This window comes from Micromonospora peucetia (genome assembly GCF_900091625.1).
Taxonomy (GTDB): Bacteria; Actinomycetota; Actinomycetes; order Mycobacteriales; family Micromonosporaceae; genus Micromonospora; species Micromonospora peucetia.
Genome location: NZ_FMIC01000002.1, coordinates 2,511,680 through 2,533,899 on the forward strand (window position 1 = coordinate 2,511,680; position 22,220 = coordinate 2,533,899).

Below are 22,220 nucleotides of genomic sequence, written 5' to 3' on the forward strand. Positions count from 1 at the left end.
GAATCCGTCAGTAGGGGCGCCTCATTTCAGGCGGTGCGGCTCAGCGGGCGAGGTGGGCCAGTTCGGCGCGGTAGTCCTCGGCGGAGCGCACCTCGGGCACCACCTTGACGAGGACGCCGGCCCGGTCCACCAGCAGCGCGGTGGCGACGCCCGGGGTGGCCGGCAGGTGCAGGAACGCGCGCAGCCCGCCGGCCGGGTCGGCGAGCGCTCGTACGCTGGCCCCGGGCGGCGGCGTGAAGCGTAGGGGTCGGTCGCCGGCGACGGTGACCAGCGTGACGCCGGCCGGCACCAGGGCGGTGGCGGTGGCCACGTCGTCGGGGCAGGAGCAGCCGTCGACCAGGATGATCATCATCGGCACCAGTCCGCGCAGGGGCACCGGTGACTGGCCCGCGTCGACCAGGTCCAGCGCGGGCAGCGGCCGCCCGGTCGGCCCGGCCGGTGGCGCGTACGGGCTGGTGGCCGGTGCCGGGGTGGACCGGGGCCAGGTGACCGCCGCGAGGCCGGCGAGGGTGGTCAGCACCGCCACCAACAGGACCAGCAGGGGCAGGGCGAGCGAGGGCCGGGCTGGCGGAGACGGGGTGGCGCGGCGGGGCGTGCCGCGCAGTTCGCGGCGGATCTGTTCGGCGTCGGCAGCCAGGGCGGAGGCGTCGTCCGGCACGACCACCCGACCCCATTCCGGTGGCAGGTCGGGCAGTCCGGGGCCGTCTGCGTCGGGCTTGCCCATCGGACCCCCAGGACGTACTCGGCGAGCGGACAGCGGCTCGACCTCCAGCGTCCCGCACGGGGCGGGCTGCCGCTACACCTGGGCGCATACCCGGCCGGCGGGCTACCATGGGAGGAGCGCATAGCCCTTGATCTCGACGTTCGCGCCACTCGTACCGGGACGTCATCCAAGCGTTACGGAGCGTGGTCGACCCACCGGTTTGGCGGCCTGTCAAGCTTAAGAAATACCTCTCACAGGGCCCCTGAGCTGCGCCAACGGTCAGGACAGCGGTGAGACATCGGTGCCTGAGCGTGTTACCCTAGACACAGCGAAAGGGGTTTCGAACCTATGGTTTTCAGTGTCGGCGAGACCGTTGTTTACCCCCACCACGGGGCCGCACTCATCGAGGCAATCGAGACTCGGGTCATTAAGGGCGAGCCTAAGCAATACCTCGTCTTGAAGGTCGCGCAGGGTGACCTGACGGTCCGGGTGCCCGCCGAGAACGCCGAGATCGTGGGCGTGCGCGAGGTGGTCGGCGAAGAGGGCCTCGGCAAGGTCTTCGACGTGCTCCGTGCACCGCACACCGAGGAGCCGACCAACTGGTCGCGGCGTTACAAGGCGAATCTGGAGAAGCTGGCCTCCGGTAACCCGCTGAAGGTCGCCGAGGTCGTTCGTGACCTGTGGCGTCGGGAGCGGGAGCGGGGTCTTTCCGCGGGTGAGAAGCGCATGCTCGCAAAGGCCCGCGACATTCTCGTCGGCGAGGTCGCGCTGGCCGAGAAGAGCACCAAGGACGAGGCGGAGACGCTGCTCGACAAGGTCCTCACCGAGGCCTAGTCCCCACAGCATCGTCGTACCCGATTCGTAGTGAACAAACCAACGAGGACCGCGACGTGACCGCGCAGCTCAATCCGCGCGGTGACGTCGCGGTCCTCGTGCCTGCGGCCGGTGCCGGCGTACGGCTCGGTCCCGGCGGGCCCAAGGCGTTGCGTCTGCTCGGCGGAGAGCCCCTGCTGGTGCACGCGGTCCGCCGGCTCGCCGCCGCCCCGTCGGTGCACACCATCGTCGTGGCCGCCCCGGCCGCCGAGGTGACGGCGGTGCGCGACCTGCTGGCCCCGGTCGCCCCGGTGACCGTGGTGCCCGGTGGGGCCGAGCGGCAGGCGTCGGTGGCTGCCGCCCTCGCGGCGGTGCCCGCCGGCCCGGAGATCGTCCTCGTGCACGACGCCGCCCGGGCGCTGACCCCGTCCGACCTGGTGGAATCCGTCGCGGCGGCCGTGCGCGCCGGGCGTGACGCGGTGATTCCGGTGCTCCCCGTCGTCGACACGATCAAGGAGGTCGGCGTCGACGAGGTCGTCCTCGGCACCGTCGACCGCTCCGCGCTGCGGGCGGTGCAGACCCCGCAGGGCTTCCGCCGGGCGGTGCTGACGGCCGCACACGCCGCCGCGGGCGACCCGCTCACCGACGACGCCGGCCTGGTCGAGAAACAGGGTGTCCCGGTGTCCTGCGTCCCCGGCTCGGAGTACGCGCTGAAGATCACCCGTCCGTTCGACCTGGCGCTGGCCGAGCACCTGCTGGTCACCGGCGGTTGACGCGTACCCTCTTCGCATGATCGTTCCCCGGGTGGCCATCGGCACCGACGTGCACGCCTTCGAGGCGGGCCGGCCGTGCTGGGTGGCCGGGCTGCACTGGCCCGACCAGGATGGCCTGGCCGGGCACTCGGACGCCGACGTGGCCGCGCACGCCGCCTGCAACGCGCTGCTCTCGGCAGCCGGCCTCGGGGACCTCGGCGCGAACTTCGGGGTGGGTCAGCCCGAGTGGGCCGGCGCGTCGGGCGTCGCCCTGCTCGCCGAGAGTGCCCGGCGGGTGCGGGCTGCCGGCTACGCGATCGGCAACGTGTCCGTGCAGGTGATCGGCAACCGGCCCAAGATCGGGCCGCGCCGTGCGGAGGCCCAGCGGGTGCTCTCCGAGGCGGTCGGTGCGCCGGTGACCGTCTCCGCGGCCACCACCGACGGCCTCGGGTTCGCCGGGCGCGGCGAGGGACTCACCGGCATCGCGGTGGCCCTGGTGTACGACGCTCCGGCCGCCTAGGCTCGCCGCGATGTCCAGCGACGCCACCTCCGACCGGTCCGCCGCCGACGGCTACCTCCAGCGCGCCCAGCTCCTCGCCGAGCTGGGTCGCTACGACGAGGCCGCGGCCGAGGTCTCCTACGCCGTGGCCCTGGACCCGTCCGACGCCGGGGCGCTGACCATGCTGTCCCGGGTCCACCTCGCGGCCGACCGGCCGGCGGAGGCGCTCACCGTCGCCGACGCCGCAGTCGCCGCCGCCCCGGACAGCGTTCCGGCGCTGGTCGCCCGCGCCCTCGCTCTGGGCGATCTGGAGGAGTACGTCGAGGCGGCCCGTACCGCCGACCGGATCCTGGCGTTGGGTCCCGACGACGCGTACGCACAGAGCAGCGCGGCGGCGATCCTGGCCGGCTCGCGCAACGGGCAGCCGGCGCTGAACGCGGCCTGGCGCGGGGTCGAGCTGGCTCCCGAGAACCCCCAGGCGCACCTGGTGCTCGGCCTGGTGTCGGCCAACATGCAGATGTTCGACATGGCCGAGCGCGCCTACCGGGAGGCGCTCCGGCTGGACCCGCAGCTCGCCGAGGCCCGGCACGACATCGGGGTGCTGCGGCTGGAGCAGCGGCGCTGGAGTGAGGCGCTGGAACACCTCGCCGAGGCCGCCGCGATGAGCCCCGGCCGGGTCGACTCCGGCCGGACCATCTCGATCGGCCTGCGTCAGCTCGTGGTCTACGGCGCGGGCTGGACGATGATCACTGCCGTGCTGATCGCCTGCATGGCGTCGGGCAGCGCGGGGCTGTCCCGGTTCGCGGCGGCGTTCGCGGCCCTAGGCGGGGCCCTGGTGGTCTGGCGCTTCGCCGCCAAGCTGCCCGGGCTGACCCGGACCATCCTGCCGAGCCTGCTGCGCTCCGACCGGGTTCTCGCGCTGGCCGTTTACGCGGCGGCCGCCGCGCCGGCGCTGGTCCTGCTCTACGCCCTGGTCGGCACCCCGTGGCCGTTGGTCCTCGCCATCGGCACGGCGGCTGCGGCGGAACTCGCCGTCCTCTCCCGTGCCACGGTGTGAGCCGGAACCGACCAGTCGGTACCGCCTGAGCCGCCGGCTGGCCGGAGGATTTCCCATTTCCCCTCAGCCGAGGGTGAGGGCGTAGAAGACGCTGGAGTCCAGCCCGTCGAGCAGCAGCAGGTGATTGAGCTCGTCGTCGAAGAATCCGCCGAGCGGGGCGGCGGACAGCCCGATGGCCGTCGCGGCGAGCAGCAGGTTCTGGGCGAGGTGGCCGGTCTCCATGGCGGAGAACCGGTATCCGCGCAGCCCGTACCGGGCCCTGGCCCGTCGTAGGTCCGCGACCACGAACACCCAGAGCGGCACCGCCTCGGCGTCGAGCCCGCCGGAGTCGACGACGGCGTCGGACCCGGCGGTCCGGCCGGCGCCGGCGGGTGCGAACTGCGGCGCGACCCGGGACAGCCGGTCGGTGCCCGGATCGGGCGCCACCCGCTGGAGGGCGTGCCGCTCCGGCAGGTATTCGTAGAGTGCGGCCCGCACCGAGGCGACCCGACGGGGAAGCACCAGCAGCCGGGTGGTCGCCAGGGCGCCCGGAGTCGGGTACGCCAGTCGTCGCTGGCCACTGCCCGGTGGTGCGGTGTCGCCCGCCGCGTAGCGCAGCAACCGGCCCAGGTCCACCACATCCGCCTCCCCCCGGCCGAAGTCGTACCGTGTGCGACGGCCCAGCAACACCTCAGCGAGCGTGGTGTCGGCGAGCGCACCCGGCGTCGGCTCGGGCAGTGTCAACGTTTCGGTGCCGGGTGGGATGGTGGGGCTGGGACGATCCGATGCCAGCTCGACCGTGCGGGGACGCTGGTTCGGCCACCGCGTACGGACGAACTTCGACCGCTCGTGGTAGGCCCGGTCCGGGGCGTCGATTCCGTCGAGGTGGAAGTCCGGCGCTCCGGCCGGAGCGCCGTACGCCAACGACGCCAACCATGCGAGGTGGCACTCGGCGGGGATGCTCAGCCCGAGGCGGTTGTGCAGCATGTGCAGCTGCGACGCGAGGACACCGGGGATCGTCGCGTGCAGCCGCCCCTGCCCGTCGAGCGTCCGCAACCGCTCGACATAGGCGGCGACCTCGTCTGCCCAGTAGTTCACCGAGGTGCTGGCGCCCTTGCGCCGCGTGACGATGTCGGCGATGAGCCGCTGCCGGGCCGGGTAGGCGGACTCATCGGCGTGGAAGTCGCGTTCCGCCGCGATCAGGGCCAGGCCGAGGTCCTGACCGTGCGCCTCCGGCACCAGCGTCCACGTGTTGGCGTAGCCGCGCAGGAACCGGACCGCCTCGTGTGCGGCGAGGCCGCTGGCGGTGAGGAACCCGAACAGCAGGTCCACGGCGGTCGACCGGCGGCGGGCAGGTGGTGCGCCGAGCAGGGCGGCTGCAACCCGACTGGACGCGGCGAACAGTTCTTCGGCCGCCCCGATCGCGTCCGGGCCGCCGTACCGGTCGACCTCCGCCCGGTACGGCTGTTCGAGTACCGTGCCGTGCGGCTGCCAGTCGAGGTCCGGCCCACCGCCGATCCCGTGCCCCACGCCGACCTGGTCGGTGGAGTCGGAGTCGTTCACTCCGAACTTGGCGTACCAGTCCGCCGGACGTAGTTCCCGGGCCGGTGGCGGCAGCGCGGCCACCGCTTCGACCAGCCCTGCGCGCATCCGCCGTACCGTCTCTGGCGTCGCGTCGGCGACCCTCCAGCGCAGGTGCGGGCCGCCCTCCCAGTACCGGACGAAGAACCAGGAGGAAATCTCGCCCCGGGCGAGCAGATCCGTCGTGGCCGGCACGATGTGCTCCCGGAGCACCGTCTCGGTGCATTCGGAGCCGGCGTGCAGATGGACGTGCAGCGCGGACCAGCGACCCATGCTCAGCCCTCCTTCAGGGGAATGGGTGGGGCAGGATCAGGTGGTCGGGGGCGGCGAGCCGGGCCTGCCGCAAGCGGGGCAGGTCCACCCGCCGGTTGAGGTGTCCGAAGGTCATCGGCACAGCCCCGGGCGCGAGAACCTTCACGGCGGCCAGGTCGAGGCGGCGTTCGGCCGCCCCGGTCTGGTCCACCACCAGCGGCGGCGTCCCGGCGGAGGCCATCGCGTCGACCACCCGGCGTAGCACCTCGGTCAGGTCGGGGTGCAGCCACCGGTCGCGCCAGCCGGCGAAGTGCTCGTCGAACGGTCGGGCCGGGCCGGCGGCAGCGTCCCGGAGCGTGAAGTCGAACCGGGACAGGGTCTGTGGGAGCAGATACAGGGCGGCATGATCCCCCAGCTCCCGCACCAGATCTGGATCGGCGAGCATGGCGAGCAGCCGGTCCCGGGGCGGGCGGGCCACCTTCGGCGCGACCGCCACGTTGACCCCGACCTCCAGGACCGCCGCCGCGGCGGCTCGGCGGGGATCGGGATGCGCCCCGGCGGCGGAGAAGGTCGCGCCCCGGTCGGTCCGGTCCGGGTGGTCGGTGACTGCCAGCGCCCAGACGGCCGGTATCCCGATGTCGCTGGTGACGTCGAGCAGGTGCAACGTGTAGCCCTCCGCCGCGATCCGGTCGGCGAGGTACCGGGTCAGCGGATCGACGTCGGGCGGCAGTGCCAGAGCCGGTGGCGTACGGCCGGCGTACCAGGTGAGCAGGAAGGCGTCCCGCTCGATCGTCTCCAGGCAGGCGTAGAGGATCGCCTCCTCCAGACAGCCACCGACGGCGCAGCCGCTGGAGGACTCGTAGAGGAACCGCGCGGCCCCGGCACGGTCCACCCCGTAGTAGGCGGCGTGCTCCGGCACGAGGACCGGCCGGTCACCGGCCAGGTCGTACGCCCACACCCAGGACGTGACCGTGTCCGGGGTGAAGGGGGCCAGCCGGTATCCGGGGTGGCGGACCGCGTCCGGCTCCGGCAGGCCCAGCCGGGCCGGGTCGACGGCATCGGCGGCGAGCTCCCGGTAGCTGCCCAGCGTGGTCGTCCGGCGGGTCTGCGGGCAGCGGCCGGCCTCCCGTTCGACCGCCTCCAGCAGGGCCAGCACCTGCGCGGTCGGCTGGTCGGCCGCCCGACCGTATCCGCCGAGTCGACCGGACCGGCCGGGTACCGGCAACTCGGCCGCCGAGAGCGCGAGCGGACCCTGCCGGTCGACGTGGACGTGCGTCACCGGGCCATACCGGAAATCGACCAGCTCGGCGCGAAGCATGGCCAGGTCCGGCGGTTCGGGACGTGCCCGGAAGCGGTCCGGTGCGGGTTGCCGGCGGGGGCGCAGGGCGATGGTGGCCGCACTGGCCGAGTCGGGTGGCAGGGCCCCGCAGGCCGGACAGTCCGGCAGCGCCCGGATCAGGTGCCGGCTGATCGAGCCGTCGCGGACCGACAGCACGCTGGTCGTGCGCGGGTCGGCGTCGTCGGCGAGCTGGCCGGCGACCAGCTCCCCGATGAGCCCCCGCCAGTACGGCGGCAGCGGCAGCGGCCGGCCGTCGGCGAGCAGCGTGGCGGCACTGCCGGCGCCGAGGACGGCCTGATGCCGGGTGTCCGCACATTGCAGGCAGCCGCTGACACCGGGGCTGCTCAACGGGCCGATCTCGATCGCCGTCCCGCGCGCCCGTACCGGCAGGTACGCCCTGCCGGTCGCGTGGGCGGCCCGCTGTTCGGCCAGATGTCGGGCCACCGGCCAGTCCGTCGCGACGCCGACCACGATGGGCTGATCCGTTCGTCGCCGTCCGGTCGAGGCGATGATCGCGACCGCCCTGACCAGGCGGCCGTTGTTTCCGATCACCCGCACCGGGCCGTCGTCCGCGTCGCTCGGACCAGGCGGTCCGGTGTTGCCGGTGGTGTCGTCGTTGACCGGCGGGTGGGCCGACGCCGCTCTGGCCGCCGGCCCGGTGCCGGGAGCCGGGGCGCCGTCGAGCGGCCCGATCTGCACCGCGGGCGGCCGGGGCCGTGGCCCGTCCGGGCCGGTCGGCACGCCGACACGATGGACACCCGCACCGCGCAGCAGCAGCGCCGTGCCGTCGGCGAGCCCGCTCACCGTGCGTACCACCTCGTGCGCCACCAGGAACGGCAGCAGCCGGCGGGCCCGTGCCGACCCGGCCGGATCATCGTCCGCGCCCTCGGTGGGCCAGTGTGCGGCTGCCGGGTGACCGGCACCGGCCAGCGGGCCGATCAGCACACCATCCGGCCGGATCGTCACCGGCAACACGGCGGGCCGGGAGGGGCCGAGCCGCTGCGGTGACGCCCATGTCCAGGGGGGAACGGGCGGCTTCCGATGCTCGCCGGGGTTCTCCGTGCGGATCCACACGACCAGGTCCGCGCCGACGTCGTCCCCGGTGGACACACCGGACGTGGTCAGTGCGGCCCGTACGGCCGGCGGAACGTCGCCATCGCCGGCGACCGTGACCGTGGACCGCGACACCGCGTCCAGGGCGTCGGCCGGATTCTGCGCGAGCCCGGCCAGACAGGCCGCCAACGGATGACCGCCAAGCGGCACCCGAACGTCGATCAGAACGTCATGGTCGGCGAGGAGACCGAGCAGCCAGCGCACCGCCTTGGCGGTCCCGTCGGACAATCCGAGGGTGGCGGTTCCCGGGTCGAGACCTCGACGGAGCAGTGGCTCCAGCCGTCGCCACAGCTCACCGACGACCGGCGGGCAGGTCACCACCGAGCTGGACCGCCAGCCGCTCACGAGGAGCCCACCCTCGACCGCCCGGACCAGGCTGCCCGGCCGCAGGGTCACCTCGCCCACGTCGCCTCCACGCAGGTCAGCCGGTGCGAGCCGGGAGAGCGGTCTGCCACGACACGCCGTGGATCTCCTGGGTCGCCTCCGCGAGCAGGTGAGCACCGAGATACCGCTCCAGCGGGGCGACGTCACAGAGCGCCAGCAGTTGGTAGAGCATGTTCGTGCAGAACCGGTAGACCTGGAACTCCCGACTCGCGGCGATCCGTTGGAAGCCGGACGCCTCCAACGCCTGGTGATAGGCGCTCGCCCCGCGACGGCTCAGGTCCCATCGGATCGCGGTGGCCTCGTCGAACGAGGTCGAGCGACGCCGGAACTCGGCGGAGAGCATCCCGTTGAGCGCACCCGCGTCGTACGCCCGCTCGGCGATCCGCCACGAAGCCGCGCTCCAGGCCCGCCACGCCGCCGCCACCGGCTCGGTGGTGTCCGGCGTGGACGCCTGTCGGACCATGTCGTGGTACCGCCCACCGGCCCGGTCGGCGAAGGCTGCGAAGCGCGGGCGCAGGACGCGGTCCCGCTCGCCGAAGAGGAAATCCTCCAGATGGGACAGGAAGGTGTGGTAGCCGGACAGCAGTCGGCCGGGCCAGGTGTCCGCGTGAGCGGCCATGGCGGTGACCACGACACCCACCCGGGCGGCCGGGGCGTCTCCGACGAGCGCGAGCTGATCGAGCGACACCCGTACCGGGGCCAGCCCGGCGGCGAGAATGTCGGCACGGCATTCGACCGCGCCGGGCGTGCCGAGCAGCGCGGCGAGACCGCTCTGGTCGCCATCGGTCACCAGCACCGTGTTGTCCGCGTGGATCGGGTCGTACGGTGGCGGTACGAGTTCGGCCCGACCGGCCGCCTCGGACCGGCGCCGCAGCAGTTCCTCGTCGAGTCCGGCCTGTGACGGCGCCACCGCCAGGTGACCGCGCACCCGCTCCGCGGCCTCGGCGGCGGCGGTGGCCCGTTGCGCGGCGGGGCCGCGTAGCCGCAGGCGTACGTGAGGGCCGTGCAACCAGTGCCGTTCCAGGTGGACGGCCAGCCCGACATTCCGCAACCCCTCGGCGACGGGCAGGACGACGCCGCGCAGCAGCGGTGACTTGACTTCTTCGTGGTAGTGGCACACGACGTCGGTGGTCGGCGTCAGCCCGGTCACGGTCGTATTCGGCTCGGTCATGGCTCGGCTCGGCTCGTCTCGGCGGTGTGGTGGACGGCCCTGGGGGCCGCCGGCAGGTAGGTCTCGACGACCAGTTCGGCGAGCCGGTGCGGCCGGTCGTGGCCGGCGGGGCGGGGCTGCGCCTCCTCGATGACCAGCGGGCCGGTGATCCGTCCGAGCCATCGGGGCACACAGCGTAGGTGCAGTGGGCTGGACAGGTCGACGAACTGCGGCTTGGGTCGGGTGACCGCCTCGCGGAGCCCGGCGACCGTGGCGGGTGCCGGCGGAGGGGCGGACGGATGTCTGGTGGATGGTGCCGGCGGGTGCCCGATGTGCCGGCTGCCCTGGTTGAGGAAGATCTGGTCGGGCAGTCCCCAGGCAGCTCGCAGCCCGGCGACGGCGGCGACCGATGGTCCGGCCGACGGCGAGCCGAGCCCGCGAAGGTGCTTCTCGGCGCCATCGTCGAAGCGCCAGCTCCGGCGGGCGACGACGATCCGGCCACAGCGGAGCCTGTTGCGGATCACCGCCTGTCCGTCCGGGCCGGACACCGTCCGGGTCGCGGCCAGATGGTGGAGCCCGACCTCACCGGTGCCCAGGTCGCCGAGCAGCGCGGCCACCCGGGCCGGCAGCGCTGGCGGTGCGAGGAAGCCGAGGTACAGCACGTCGAGCAGGTCGCCGGTGACCGGGTCGAGCAGCCGGATCTGGTCGCTGGCCAGGTCGTGCACCAGTTCTGTCGCGGCGAGGTCGAGCCCGCCCAGCCGCTGGTCGTCGCCGATGTCCTCGCCGAGCAGCAGCGGGTGCAGGTTCGCGTTGAAACCGTGTACCGGCCGGAACTGGGCCACCCGGCCGGGCAGCACCCGGCGGAGCTGGGTCGCGACCGCCGCGCGCATGCCGGTGTCCTCGAAGAGGTCCAGAAAGCGACTGGTGAACCGGCCCCAGCCGCCGTAGATGTGGTTGAGGTGGAGCGATCCGTCAGGGCCGTGTTGCCCGAAGAAGGCGTACGACACCGGCCGGGCCCGCAACCAGCTGGGCAGTGCCGCGACCGCCTCGGCGACCAGCTCGTCACGGATGACGGTCTCCACACCGTCGTCCTCGCCGCCGGCCCGTACCGCTCGGGTCACCTCCTGTCGCAGCGTGGCCAGTTGGGCCAGCTCGGGCACCTGGGCGATCGGGCCGCCGGCCAGGGCCCCGTCGGAGGTCACCGTGGGCAGATCGCCGAAGCCGGTGCCGACCTCGGCAAAGAACTGGCCGAGGTCGGTACAGCGGGCACCGGGGCCGTAGCGTTCGACGAACCGGTGCCGCAGCAGCCGCCGTAGCACCTGGTCCTCGTCGAACAACAGCGCGAGACCGGTCAGCGCGGTCAGGTCAGCGGTCTCCGCCGGCCGCCGGGTCACGCGTACCGGCCTGGGCAGCACGACATCCTCGGTGACCGGCGCCTGGGGCGGCGCGGTGGCGCCGAGACGGTGCAGGGCCTCGTGCCAGCCGGCGCTGATCCGGCGTACCAGCTGGCCACGTCGCGCCGCGTCGACTTCCGCCAGTGACCGGATGTCCCGGTCGAGTTGCCGCACATGGTCGGCGAGGGCGGGGGCACCGGTGTCGCCGAGCCAGTCGGCGATCGCCGCCAGCGCCGCCGGGTCGTGCTCGGTGGTCGGCGGTACCGGAATCAGCATGCGTTCGTCGCAGAGTTGGGTGATGAGACGGCGCGCGAGCCGCTCGGCTGCGGCAGCGTCCGCGGCGGGGCGCGCGGCGCGTCGACCGAGGGCCGCCACGAGTTCCTCCGGCGGGTATCCCCCGGGTGCGGCGCGGAGTACCCGGATGATCGCGGCCAGTGCGGGCCGCAGCGGCATCCGTACCCGTTCCTCCCGGATCACCGGCGTACCGTCGGCGCCGGTCGTCGGGTGCTCGCGGTAGAACACCACGTGCCTGTCCTGCACGCGGGTGCCGGGGGCCAGCCGGTGCGGGGTGCGCAGCATCTGGTTCGGACGGCTGTTTCCGGCCAGGAAGAGGCTGGCGACCAGGCCGGCTGGAGGACGGGTCACCGCCACCGGCTTTCCGCCCGCCGCCAGATCCAGGCCCGCCACGGGTTCCGGACCGGTCGGAAGATCCCGGCCGGGCGGGGACGGTGGCTCGGTCAGCGAGAGGGGGAGGGCGCCGTCGTCGGGCCAGGAGCCCCAGCCGACGACGGTGAACCAGGAGAGCGGGCTGGTCCGGGTGGTCGCCCGCAACGCGTACCGGACCACGGTGGGCTCGGACTTGCGGCCGCGGGCGTCCGGTTCGCCGCCACGCGCTGCCGTCCGCTGTACCGCTGCCAACAGCTCGGGACTGGTCAACGCGACCGCCCGGCCGAACGGTTCGCTGCCGCACAGGGTGGCGAGCGCGACGCGCTCCTCGGTCAGTGCCACATCCGACCCGGCGGCGATGGCGCCGGTCAGCCGGTCGATCTCGGCCCGAGCCCGCAACCAGCGGCCCAGCGCCGGTATCCGGCCGGGGAGGTCACCGAGTTGGGCGCGGAGGTCACCGGCCGGAGAACGGCCGTTGTGGACGTCCCGCCGCAGCGGCAGCAGGACCGACCGGCGGTACGCCGCCGGGGCCTGACCGCCGAGCCGGTACAACTCATCGGTGAGCTCGGGGCCGAGGGTGTGGCACTCGACCAGTCGATCGACAAGCTGGTCCTGGAGGCGACGCAGCTGCCGTCCGGCTGGCCCGGTCGCCGGCAGGTCGACCGCCGTCAGGCGGATCAGCACGTACGGAGCAACCTCAACCTCCGACGCGACTCGGCCGCACGGTGTCGAAGACACGGGTGGGGCGGGGTTCTGGCGGGTGGTTGTCACGGCTCCCTCTGTGGGCGGTCGTCGACACCGACCACGGTCGAGCCGGTGGGGCCGGTCGCGTCGGCGGTGTCGGCGTCCCCGGCCCCACCGGTCAGCACCGGTCCGGTACGACTACTGAAGGACCTGGGCGGCGCACGACGAGTAGCCCAGCCACTGCCAGACGGCCGAGGTGCTCGCCGAGGCGCCGGTCTCCGGCAGGGCCACCGCGTCGCGCACGGCGTGCACCTCCAGCAGGTCGGACACCTCGAGATCGGCCAGGTTGAGGTCTTCGAGGTCAGCCAGCGTGGCCGTCATGTCCGGCATGATCCACTCCATTCTGCGGGGGCGTCATCGACAGGCAGGCGTGCTTGTCGATGACAAGATGGACAGTGGGCACGATGTTAGTCACCTCTGCCCGTTAACTATTCGTCCGAGCGTCCAGTCGCCGATGGCCGTCCGACGGACGCCGACTAACGACCGGGAAGAGTTACGCTCCCGCGACCGAGGTGCGGAAGACCGGCGCGATGTGGACACGCCCGCTGGAGCCCGGTTGTTCGCCCTCGCACGAAGGGCCACGGCCCGTCCTGCTGGAGGGCGGCACCAGTCACCCGGAACCGAGATCGGAACTACTCGTCTAGCACTACTAGGGGCGGCGCGCCCAGGTCCAGGCGTAGCCGTCGTCCTCGCACGCGGGCGCGGCGTCGCAGAGGTCCAGGGGCCGGAAGGTGTCGACCATGACGGCCAACTCGTCGAAGAAGTCGGCGCCGATGGAACGCTCGGCGGCACCCGGCTGCGGGCCGTGGGTGAAGCCGGACGGGTGCAGCGAGATCGAGCCCTGCTCGATGCCGGAGCCGCGTCGGGCCTCGTAGTTGCCGCCGGTGTAGAAGAGCATCTCGTCGGAGTCGACGTTGTGGTGGTTGTACGGCACCGGGATCGCGTCCGGGTGGTAGTCGACCTTGCGGGGCACGAACGAGCAGATCACGAAGTTCGGGCCCTGGAAGGTCTGGTGCACGGTCGGCGGCTGGTGGATCCGGCCGGTGATCGGCTCGAAGTCGTGGATGGAGAAGGCCCACGGGTACATGTGCCCGTCCCAGCCGACCACGTCGAACGGGTGGTGGGCATAGACGTAGCTCGTCCAGCCGCGCCGGTGCCGGACCAGCACCTCCACGTCCTCGCCGTCGACCAGCAGCGGCGCGTCCGGCCCCCGGACGTCGCGCTCGCAGTACGGCGAGTGCTCCAGGAACTGGCCGCGTACGGAGAGGTAGCGCTTGGGCGGGCCGATGTGGCCGGCCGCCTCGACGGCGAGCAGCCGGGTCGGCGTGTCACCGGTGGGCACCAGCCGGTGGATGGTCGAGGTGGGGATGACGACGTAGTCGCCGGGCACCGCGTCGAGCACGCCGAACGTGGTCTCGACCCGCAGGGTGCCCGACTCCACGTACAGGCAGTGGTCGCCGGTGGCGTCCCGGAACAGCGGGGACGGCCGGTCCGCCAGCACGTACGCGATCCGCACGTCGTCGTTGGCGAGCAGGTACCGCCGGCCGAGCACCGGGTCGGCGCCGGTGCCGTCGAGCTTGTGGGTGCGTAGGTGCCGGGGCTTGAGGGGGAGGTTCGGCACCCGGGTGAACGTCGGCGGGGTGAACTCCTCGGCAGCCACGATCGCGGTCGGCGCGTGCCGGTGGTAGAGCAGGGACGAGTCGGAGGAGAAGCCCTCCTGGCCCATCAGTTCCTCGGCGTAGAGGCTGCCGTCGGGCTGGCGGAACTGGGTGTGGCGCTTGCGCGGCACCTCGCCGACGCTGCGGTAGTACGGCATCTCGCCTCCCGGTTCGTCCCGTACACCGATCCAACGGCGTCCGATAATCGGACACTGTTGTCCGTTCCTCGTAGCGTCCCGTACATTCTTGTCTCGTGTCAACGCAGGTGCCCGCACTTCTCGACGGCCTCGTCGACGACGCCGCCGTCTTCCCGCCCGGCAGCGCGCCGCTGCCCGACGCCGTCGCCGCGCACCGGCGGCACCGCACCGCCTGGTACGCCGACCTGGTCGGCCCGCTCCTGGTCCCGGCCACCAGGCTGCCCGAGCTGGCGGGACTGCTCGGTGCCGACGAGCGGATCGCGGTCGGCGTGATCGGCGACGTGCCGCTCGACCGGCTCGACGAGACGCGCGCCACGGTCGACCCGCGCATCCAGGTCCGCCAGGTGGAGGCGGCGGTCGCCCGGCGCGGTGAGGACCCGCTGCCCGGCCTGACCGAGCTGGTGACGCTGGCCCGCCGGGCCGGCGCCGGGCCGGCCGCCCTCGACGCCGTGTACGCCGAACTGCCGCTCACGTTCGGGCTGATGGGGGCACTGGACGCGCTCGCCGCCGCCCGCGCCGACGGGGCGCCGGTCGCCGCGAAGTTCCGCACCGGTGGGCTGGCCGCCGAGCTGTTCCCCACCCCGGCCGAGTTGGCCGCCGTGATCTGCGCCTGCCGGGACCGGGGCCTGCCGTTCAAGCTGACCGCCGGGCTGCACCAGGCGGTCCGGCACCTGGACCCGGAGACCGGGTTCACCCACCACGGCTTCGTCAACGTGCTGGCCGCGGCGCTGGCCGCCGCCGGGGGCGCCCCGGTGGCGCAGGTCGCCGAGCTGCTCACCGCGACCGACCCCCGCCCGCTGGTGCGGCCCGCCGAGGCCGGGCTGGACGGCCCGCGCCCGCTGTGGATCGGCTTCGGCTCGTGCAGCATCCTGGAACCACTGACCGATCTGATCCGGCTGGGGCTGGTGAACGGGGGCTTCGACGCATGAGCGAGCGTCAGCGAGCGAATCATCCTTGCAGGCCGGTGGTGCCTCAGGCCGGTCCGGAGCGAAGCGGAGGGCCGGCATGACCTGGGTGACGGGTGCCGACGGTTCGGCGTACGGGGTGACCAACCTGCCGTACGGGGTGTTCCGCCACGCCGGGCGGGCGCCACGCGTCGGCGTACGCATCGGCGACTTCGTGCTCGACCTGGCCGGCGCCGAGGAGGCCGGCCTGGTGCTGGCCGCCGGGACGCTGGGGCGGCCCACCCTCAACGACTTCATGGCCCTCGGCCGTCCGCAGTGGACGTCGGTCCGGCAGCGGGTGACCGAGCTGCTCACCGACCCCGCCCACCGGCAGGCGGTGGAGCCGCTGCTGGTGCCGCTGGCCGAGGTGCGGATGGTGCTGCCGTTCGAGGTCGCCGACTACGTCGACTTCTACTCCTCCGAGCACCACGCGTCCAACGTGGGCCAGATCTTCCGCCCCGGCCAGCCGCCGCTGCTGCCCAACTGGAAGCACCTGCCGATCGGCTACCACGGCCGCGCCGGCACCGTGGTCGTCTCCGGCACCCCCGTGGTGCGGCCGAGCGGGCAGCGGGCCAGCGCACAGGGCCCGGTCACCGGCCCGTCCGTACGCCTCGACATCGAGGCCGAGGTCGGCTTCGTGGTCGGCGTGCCCAGCGCGTTGGGCGACCGGGTCACGACCGACGAATTCGCCGACCACGTCTTCGGCGTCGTGCTGGTCAACGACTGGTCGGCCCGCGACATCCAGGCCTGGGAGTACCAGCCCCTCGGCCCGTTCCTGGGCAAGTCCTTCGCCACCTCCGTCTCGGCCTGGGTGACGCCGCTGGACGCGTTGGGCGACGCCTTCGTCCCCGCCGGAGACCAGGACCCGCCGGTCGCCGACTACCTGCGCGACGTGCCGCACCTCGGGCTCGACCTGCGCCTGTCGGTGCAGTGGAACGGCGAGCGGGTCAGCGAGCCGCCGTTCGCCACCATGTACTGGACGCCGGCCCAGCAGTTGGCCCACCTCACCGTCAACGGCGCCTCGCTGCGCACCGGCGACCTCTATGCCTCGGGCACCGTCTCCGGGCCGGAACGGGGACAGGTCGGCTCGTTCCTGGAACTCACCTGGGGCGGGACCGAGCCGGTGAAGCTCGCCGGGGGCGAGACCCGCACCTTCCTGGAGGACGGCGACACCGTCACCGTCACCGCCACCGCGCCCGGGCCGGACGGCACGACCATCGCCCTGGGCGAGGTGACCGGGAAGATTCTCGCCGCGCGCTGACCCGCTTTCCGGCGGACTGGATCACGCCGCCAGCCGCCCGCCTTCTGATCGACGGTCCCCGGTCGCACCAACTGTGCGACCGGGGACCGTTGTTTCCGCGTTGAGCCCGCGGATTCCGTCGCCATGCCGCGCCGGGCCCGGGACCGGACGACCCCCTTCCGGTCCCGGGCCCGGCCGCCGGTTGGCGTACCGACGACAGGAAGGTGACGACGATGAACGATCTCCCGGGCGCGGTCTGGCGTACCAGCAGCCGCTCCAACGACCAGGGACTCTGCGTGGAGGTGGCGGACAATCTGGTCGACGCCCTCGGCGTGGTGGGCGTACGCGACTCCAAGGACCAGGCCGGCCCCACGCTGGCAGTCAGCCCGCCGGGATGGACGGCCTTCGTCGGTGCGATCCGGGCCGGCCAGTTCGGGCACTGACGGGGGCGATCGCTCCGGATCGGGGCTCCCGGCGGTGGAAATTCCGCTCCGGGGCCCCGATCCGCGTTTACCCGGCGTACCGTCGACGCCACGGGAGGTGGCATGTCGACGGTGGCGGTCACGGAGCACGTGGAGGCGCCCGAGGCCGACCTCTGGCGGCTGCTGACCGACCTGACCGTCCGCACCCGGCGCTTCACCGGCCCGGTGGAGGTGCTCACCCCCGGCCGGTTCGGCCCCGGCACCGCGTGGCGGGAGACCCGTTCCCAGCCCGACGGCACCGCGCTGGTCGAGGAGTTCGTCGTCATCGAGGCCGAGCCGCCCCGACGGCTGGTGCTCGGCTCGCGGGGCGCCGGAGTGGACTACCGGATCACCTGGACGCTGCGCCCGGTCGAGCGGCGTCGCCGGGGTTGCACCGCCGTCACCGTCGAGCAGGAGGCGGTGCCGACCGCCCCGTACGGTCGGGTGGTGGCGTTGCTGCTCGGCGGGCTGGCGGCCCGGGCGGTCGAGCGCGCGCTGCGGCAGGATCTCGCCGACCTGGCCGCGGCTGCGGTCGCCGGAGCGACCGAGGCGGCCTGAGGCGATCGACACGCCCGGAGTCGCCCGGAGCCGGCCGGGTGCCGGTGTGCCGGCGGAGTCACTCGCCGGGCACCTGTCCGCCGGTGACCTGACAGGGCCGTGACCGGCCCCGCTGGGTAGGGTGCCGGGCGGAGGTGCGGCATGGGGTTCCCGAACGGCTGGCGGCGGATCGCGGTGGCGGTCACGGCGCTGCTCGCCACCGCCGCCGTCGCGGCGACGGTCTACCGGGTGCTCGCCCCCGCCGAGGTCAGCACCCCCGCGCGGGCCGAATATCCGCAGGCCTCGTCGCCTGCCCCCGGCGTGGTCGGCCGGCTGCCCGTCGCCCCGCTGATCGTGGACGGCCGGCTGCGGATCTACGCGGCCCACCGCCAGGTCTACGCCGACCGGCCGGTCGAAGGCCGGCACCGGACCACCCCGTACTGGTCGTACCGCCGCTGGCCGGCGAAACTCGACGGGGTCGTGGCGAGCGGTACGACGGTGGTGACCCGCTGGTCGGACGGACGGCTGGTGGCGCTGGACGGGCGGACCGGCCGGGTCGCCTGGCAGGCGGACGGGCCGGTGCCGGTGGGGGAGCGGACGGTCCGGCGCACCGGCGCGGCGACGGTCTGGGACCCTCGGGGGCTCTTCGTGGCCCGGGCGCCCGCCGGCCGGCAGGTCGTGGTGGCGGCCGGGGCGCAGCGGGTGCGTGCCGTGGACCTGGCCGACGGCCGTGAGCTGTGGCAGTCGCACACCACCGTCACGGTGCCACCCGGCGACGGCTCCGACGCGGAGGCCGGCTGTCGGAACGTCGTCGGCGCGACCGCGTTCGGCCAGTTGGTCACCGTCGACTCCTGCGCGGGGCCGGCCGTGGTGGAGTTCCGGGACGCCGTGACCGGCACGGTGGGTCTTCGTTGGCGGCCGCCGGGCGTCGGCAACGAGCTGGTGGCGATCCCGGTGGGGTGCGGGACCGGCCGGACCGGGTGCACCGGCCTACGGACCGCCACGTCGGGCGACGACACGGGTCGGGGCTGGCTGCTCGGCGCCGGTGAGCCGGTCGCCGCCCCGGCTCTGGACCGGCCGGACGCCGTACTCGTCGGCGGGACGGCCGTGGCGGTCGTGGACGGCGTGCCGGTCGGCCGCTCGGCGCGTACGGGCGCGGACCTGTGGCGCCGTCCCGGCCTGCCGCAGGTGCGGCTGCTCGCTGCCCAGCCGGACCGGGTGCACCTGCTGACGGAGACGAACGACCTGCTGACGCTGGATCCGACGACGGGGGAGCAGCGATCCTTCTTCGCGCTCAACGCGGGCTCGGACGGGACCGGCTGGACGCCCGGTGCGGCGTACGCGGCCGACGGGTTCGTGGCCGTGGAGCGGCTCCGCAAGCCGGTCGACCCGACGGGGGACGACCAGCGCTACTACCTGACGTCGGAGCCGGTGATCCTCGCCGCGACGTGAAACGCCGGGCCAGCCCGGCTGCTCGACAAAACGGACATAAGTTATTTATAGTCCCATCTGTGCGTCTCCTGGCAGCCCTGTTGGGCGCGATCCTCATCCTCCTCACCGCGTCGCCGGCCGACGCCGCGCCGTCCGGCCGAACGGTCCGGCTGGCTCGGACGGTGGGAGTCGACATCACCGTCCCGGCAAGCGGGCGCTCGACCTGGCCGGTGAAGGTGGAAGCGGGCACCCTCGCGGACGTCGGGGTCGGGCAGCCGGTGCCGGCCGCCTGAGATGTCCGGTCCGGTCCGCTGGGGGATGGCGGACCGGACCGGCCCCTGCCTCAGGCCAGCGCGGCCTCCGCCGCCGCCAGGAAGGCGTCGTTCTCGGCCGGGGTGCCGATGGTGACCCGTACCCCGTCGCCGGCGAACGGCCGGACGATCACGCCCCGCGCCTCGCACGCCTTGCCGAAGTCCACGGCCCGGTCGCCCAGCGGCAGCCAGACGAAGTTCGCCTGGCTGTCCGGCACGTCCGGGACGAGCTTGCGCAGCGCCTCCGTCATCCGGTCGCGCTCGGCCACCACGAGGGCGCACCGCCGCCGCACCTCGTCCTCCTGGGCCAGCGCGGCGAGCGCACCCGCCTGCGCGGCCATGTTGCTGGAGAACGGCGTCACGACCTTGCGTACGGCCGCCGCCACCGCCGGCTGGGCGACCAGGAAGCCGATCCGCAGGCCGGCCAGGCCCCAGGCCTTGGAGAGCGTCCGCAGCACGACCACGTTCGGCCGGTCGAGGTAGGTGAGACCGTCCGGCACCTCCGGGTCGGTGACGAACTCGCGGTACGCCTCGTCGATCACGACCAGCACGTCCTCGCCGACCGCGTCGAGGAACCGGTCCAGCTCCGCCCGGCGTACCGAGGTGCCGGTGGGGTTGTTCGGGTTGCAGACCACGACCAGCCGGGTCCGGTCGGTCACCGCCGCCGCCATCGCCGCCAGGTCGTGCCCGTGCCCGGCGTCGTTGGGCACCCGCACGCTGGTCGCGCCGCTGGTCGCCGCGATGATCGGGTACGCCTCGAAGGAGCGCCACGCGTAGAGGAACTCGTCGCCGGGCAGGCAGGTGGCCCGGACGAGGTGCTCGGCCAGCGCCACCGACCCGCAGCCGGTGGCGATCCGCTCGACCTCCACGCCGTACCGCTCGGCCAGCGCCTCGCGCAGTGCGAGCACGCCCATGTCCGGGTAGCGGTGCGCCCCGGCGACCGCCTCGGCGACGGCCTCCACCACGCCGGGCAGCGGCCCGTACGGCACCTCGTTGCTGGCCAGCTTGATCGCCTCGGAGAGGCCGAGCTCGCGGGCCAGGTCGGCGGGGCTGCGGCCGGGCACGTAGTTGGGCAGCGCGTCCAGGTCGGCGCGGGTCAGCCGCAGCGCCGGCTGCTGATGTCCGGGGTCGGTCATGGGGTGTCTCCCGAGGGGTCGGTGCGGTCGTCGGGGGTGCGGTCGTCCGGGGTGGTGCGCTTGTCCGGCGTGCTGCGCTCACCGGGGGTGGTGCGGTGGCCGCGGGGGAGCTGGACCACCACCGTCTGTGCCCGCTTGTCGTGTAACGCCTGACGCAGCGGGTGGTCGAAGAGCGGGGAGAGCGCGTCGACGAGCTGGAGCAGCAGGCCGAGGCCGCAGCAGTACCAGAGCAGGGTGGGCAGACCGAGGGTGTTCCAGCGGCGCAGCGCCCGGCCGAAGCCGAGCGGCTGGTCCGCGCTCATCGGCACGACCTTGACGCCCACCAGCCGTTTGCCGAAGGTCTGCCCGCCCGAGGCCATCGGCGGCACCTCGTACGCGAGCCAGAGCGCGGTGGCGATCAGCAGAATGACGATCTGGAGGCCGCCGGCCTGGTCGCTGGGCTGCGGCAGGCCGTCGGTGGAGCTGTCACCCGCCATCGCCCGCCGGAACACCTCCCGCCAGTACGGCGTGACCTCCTCGACCAACCGCCAGACGAACCAGCCGTTCACCACGGCGTTCAGCGCGAAGACGATCGCGAAGTCGATCAGCCGGGCGACCAGCCGGGCGCCGAACCCGGCGAGGGGGAGTCCGTGCGGGCGCGGCTCCGGCGGCCGTCCGGGCCAGCCACCGGGCGGCCAACCGGGCGGCGGACCGCCGGGCGGCCAGCCGGGTGGAGGGCCCTGCGGGTGGCCGTGCCCCGGTTGCTGCCAGGGGTAGGGCTGGCCTGGTCGCGGCTGGCCCGCCAGAGGCTGGCCTGGTTGCGGCTGCCCCGGTTGCGGCTGGCCCGGCAGGGGCTGACCGTCGGCGGGGATGCCCGGTGCGGAGACCGGAGCCGTGGGCGACGCCGGGGCGGGCTCGTCCGGCGGCTCCTCCGGCGGCGGTCCCTCCGGCGGGGTGGCGTCGACGGGGATCGGCGCGCCGATCCAGCCCCCACCGTCCCAGTAGCGTCGGGTGTCCGGATCGGCCGGGTCGACGTACCAGCCTGGTCCGATGCTCATGGCCTGGTCTCGCTGCGCTTGCTCACGCAGACACCTTAACGACGACGGTGCCGGCGAACTTGTCGTGGAGGCACTGCTGCCAGGGCTTGTCCCACAGCTGCCAGAGCCCGTCGAGGTAGCTGAGGCCGGGCAGGAGACCGGCGGCGAGGTACTGCACGGCGTACCGCCGGCCGGCCATCCGCCGGTCCAGCGTGGCGGTCGGGTCGAGCGGAACGATCCGCAGCTTCATCATCCGCTTGCCGAACGTCTGCCCGGTGCGCTTCATGTACTCCACGTAATAGAGCCAGTAGATCCCGAGCATCACCACCATCAGACCCAGTTCGATCAGGACCAGCGGCAGCATGAAGTCGTAGAGGAACGAGACGGGCTGTGGCCCGAGCGTGCCGTCGGGGTTGGCCCGGGTCAGCTCGGCCGCCATGTCCCAGAACAGGATCAGCAACGGCGGCAAGAGGAGCACCATCACCACCAGCATGCCCAGCGCACCGTCGATCAGCACGGCGAGCAACCGGTCACCGAAGGTGGCGAGCGGCTGGCCGCCCGGGCCGAGCGTCGGGGCCGGCCGGGGCGGCGGACCGGTCCAGCCCGCAGGCGGCGGGCCGTTCCAGCCGGGAGGCGGTGGGGCCCAGCCCGGGGGTGGCGGGCCGTTCCAGCCGGGAGGCGGTGGGGCCCAGCCCGGGGGCGGCGGCCCGGTCCAGCCCGGTGGCGGGACCTGGCCGGACGGGGCGTGCTGCTGCGGCACCGCGTACCCCTGACTGGCGGGACCGGACGGCGGCGCGAAGCCGCCGGCGGCGGGCGGTTGCCCACCGGCCGGCGGCGTCGGGTACGTCGGAGGCTGCGTCACG

The 22,220-nt window shown here is 73.8% G+C and carries 20 protein-coding genes; 10 read left to right on the top strand and 10 right to left on the bottom strand.

Translation table 11 applies throughout. From position 1 onward, the window contains the following. Positions 1–40: 40 nt before the first annotated feature. Positions 41–724, bottom strand: a complete 684-nt coding sequence (locus GA0070608_RS11730) for a hypothetical protein (RefSeq protein ID WP_091626662.1) — start codon at positions 722–724, stop codon at positions 41–43. Positions 725–1,051: 327 nt separating this feature from the next. Between GA0070608_RS11730 and GA0070608_RS11735 the strand changes: the two genes are divergently transcribed. From GA0070608_RS11735 to GA0070608_RS11750, 4 genes are read left to right on the top strand one after another with little or no spacing between them, the layout of a single operon-like run. Continuing rightward, positions 1,052–1,537: a CarD family transcriptional regulator gene (locus GA0070608_RS11735; protein ID WP_091626665.1), complete on the top strand. Its 486-nt coding sequence runs from the start codon at positions 1,052–1,054 to the stop codon at positions 1,535–1,537. A 56-nt stretch (positions 1,538–1,593) separates the two neighbouring features. Beyond that, positions 1,594–2,289 (top strand): 2-C-methyl-D-erythritol 4-phosphate cytidylyltransferase, encoded by a 696-nt coding sequence (gene ispD / locus GA0070608_RS11740; RefSeq protein WP_091626668.1) that lies wholly within the window; start codon positions 1,594–1,596, stop codon positions 2,287–2,289. A 16-nt stretch (positions 2,290–2,305) separates the two neighbouring features. Further along, positions 2,306–2,788 carry a 2-C-methyl-D-erythritol 2,4-cyclodiphosphate synthase gene (gene ispF, locus GA0070608_RS11745; protein WP_091626671.1) on the top strand — a complete coding sequence of 161 codons (483 nt, stop codon included), beginning with the start codon at positions 2,306–2,308 and terminating at the stop codon, positions 2,786–2,788. A 10-nt stretch (positions 2,789–2,798) separates the two neighbouring features. After that, positions 2,799–3,824, top strand: a complete 1,026-nt coding sequence (locus GA0070608_RS11750) for a tetratricopeptide repeat protein (protein WP_091626673.1) — start codon at positions 2,799–2,801, stop codon at positions 3,822–3,824. 63 nt (positions 3,825–3,887) lie between these two features. Here GA0070608_RS11750 and GA0070608_RS11755 read toward each other — a convergent pair whose 3' ends face one another. The 6 genes from GA0070608_RS11755 to GA0070608_RS11780 all read right to left on the bottom strand — a co-directional run bounded on the left by GA0070608_RS11755 (position 3,888) and on the right by GA0070608_RS11780 (position 14,242). After that, positions 3,888–5,657: a thiopeptide-type bacteriocin biosynthesis protein gene (locus GA0070608_RS11755; protein WP_091626676.1), complete on the bottom strand. Its 1,770-nt coding sequence runs from the start codon at positions 5,655–5,657 to the stop codon at positions 3,888–3,890. 13 nt (positions 5,658–5,670) lie between these two features. Further along, positions 5,671–8,493, bottom strand: a complete 2,823-nt coding sequence (locus GA0070608_RS11760; protein ID WP_141719450.1) for a TOMM precursor leader peptide-binding protein — start codon at positions 8,491–8,493, stop codon at positions 5,671–5,673. A 16-nt stretch (positions 8,494–8,509) separates the two neighbouring features. Then, positions 8,510–9,643, bottom strand: a complete 1,134-nt coding sequence (locus GA0070608_RS11765) for a lantibiotic dehydratase C-terminal domain-containing protein (RefSeq protein WP_176733699.1) — start codon at positions 9,641–9,643, stop codon at positions 8,510–8,512. Further along, positions 9,640–12,366, bottom strand: a complete 2,727-nt coding sequence (locus GA0070608_RS11770) for a lantibiotic dehydratase (RefSeq protein WP_176733700.1) — start codon at positions 12,364–12,366, stop codon at positions 9,640–9,642. Before GA0070608_RS11770 ends, GA0070608_RS11765 begins: the two co-directional genes overlap by 4 nt. A 198-nt stretch (positions 12,367–12,564) precedes the next feature. Beyond that, entirely contained in the window at positions 12,565–12,756 is a 192-nt protein-coding gene (locus GA0070608_RS11775) for a thiopeptide-type bacteriocin (protein ID WP_141719451.1), read from the bottom strand. A 319-nt stretch (positions 12,757–13,075) separates the two neighbouring features. After that, positions 13,076–14,242 (bottom strand): homogentisate 1,2-dioxygenase, encoded by a 1,167-nt coding sequence (locus GA0070608_RS11780; protein ID WP_091626695.1) that lies wholly within the window; start codon positions 14,240–14,242, stop codon positions 13,076–13,078. Positions 14,243–14,337: 95 nt separating this feature from the next. Between GA0070608_RS11780 and GA0070608_RS11785 the strand changes: the two genes are divergently transcribed. The 6 genes from GA0070608_RS11785 to GA0070608_RS11810 all read left to right on the top strand — a co-directional run bounded on the left by GA0070608_RS11785 (position 14,338) and on the right by GA0070608_RS11810 (position 19,187). Further along, complete coding sequence (locus GA0070608_RS11785) at positions 14,338–15,210, top strand: hypothetical protein (protein ID WP_091626698.1); 873 nt, start codon at positions 14,338–14,340, stop codon at positions 15,208–15,210. Between the two features lie 76 nt (positions 15,211–15,286). Continuing rightward, positions 15,287–16,486 carry a fumarylacetoacetase gene (gene fahA / locus GA0070608_RS11790; protein ID WP_091626703.1) on the top strand — a complete coding sequence of 400 codons (1,200 nt, stop codon included), beginning with the start codon at positions 15,287–15,289 and terminating at the stop codon, positions 16,484–16,486. A gap of 212 nt (positions 16,487–16,698) precedes the next feature. Beyond that, positions 16,699–16,908: a DUF397 domain-containing protein gene (locus GA0070608_RS11795; protein WP_091626706.1), complete on the top strand. Its 210-nt coding sequence runs from the start codon at positions 16,699–16,701 to the stop codon at positions 16,906–16,908. 102 nt (positions 16,909–17,010) lie between these two features. Beyond that, the gene (locus GA0070608_RS11800) at positions 17,011–17,484 is read left to right on the top strand and encodes an SRPBCC family protein (RefSeq protein WP_091626709.1); all 474 of its coding nucleotides are present in this window, start codon (positions 17,011–17,013) and stop codon (positions 17,482–17,484) included. A 141-nt stretch (positions 17,485–17,625) separates the two neighbouring features. After that, positions 17,626–18,915, top strand: coding sequence for an outer membrane protein assembly factor BamB family protein (locus tag GA0070608_RS11805; protein WP_091626712.1), 1,290 nt, complete (start codon positions 17,626–17,628; stop codon positions 18,913–18,915). A 59-nt stretch (positions 18,916–18,974) separates the two neighbouring features. After that, positions 18,975–19,187 (top strand): hypothetical protein, encoded by a 213-nt coding sequence (locus GA0070608_RS11810; RefSeq protein ID WP_091626715.1) that lies wholly within the window; start codon positions 18,975–18,977, stop codon positions 19,185–19,187. 50 nt (positions 19,188–19,237) lie between these two features. On the opposite strand, the gene hisC is transcribed toward GA0070608_RS11810, so the two are convergent. Genes hisC through GA0070608_RS11825 form a run of 3 tightly spaced genes read right to left on the bottom strand, consistent with a single transcriptional unit; the run spans position 19,238 to position 22,219 of the window. Beyond that, positions 19,238–20,341 carry a histidinol-phosphate transaminase gene (hisC, locus tag GA0070608_RS11815; protein WP_091626719.1) on the bottom strand — a complete coding sequence of 368 codons (1,104 nt, stop codon included), beginning with the start codon at positions 20,339–20,341 and terminating at the stop codon, positions 19,238–19,240. Then, a complete protein-coding gene (locus tag GA0070608_RS11820; protein WP_091626724.1) occupies positions 20,338–21,378 on the bottom strand; it encodes an RDD family protein in 1,041 nt (346 codons plus the stop codon). The genes hisC and GA0070608_RS11820 overlap by 4 nt, the downstream gene beginning before the upstream one ends. A gap of 22 nt (positions 21,379–21,400) precedes the next feature. Then, positions 21,401–22,219 carry an RDD family protein gene (locus GA0070608_RS11825; RefSeq protein ID WP_091626728.1) on the bottom strand — a complete coding sequence of 273 codons (819 nt, stop codon included), beginning with the start codon at positions 22,217–22,219 and terminating at the stop codon, positions 21,401–21,403. Position 22,220: the final 1 nt, after the last annotated feature.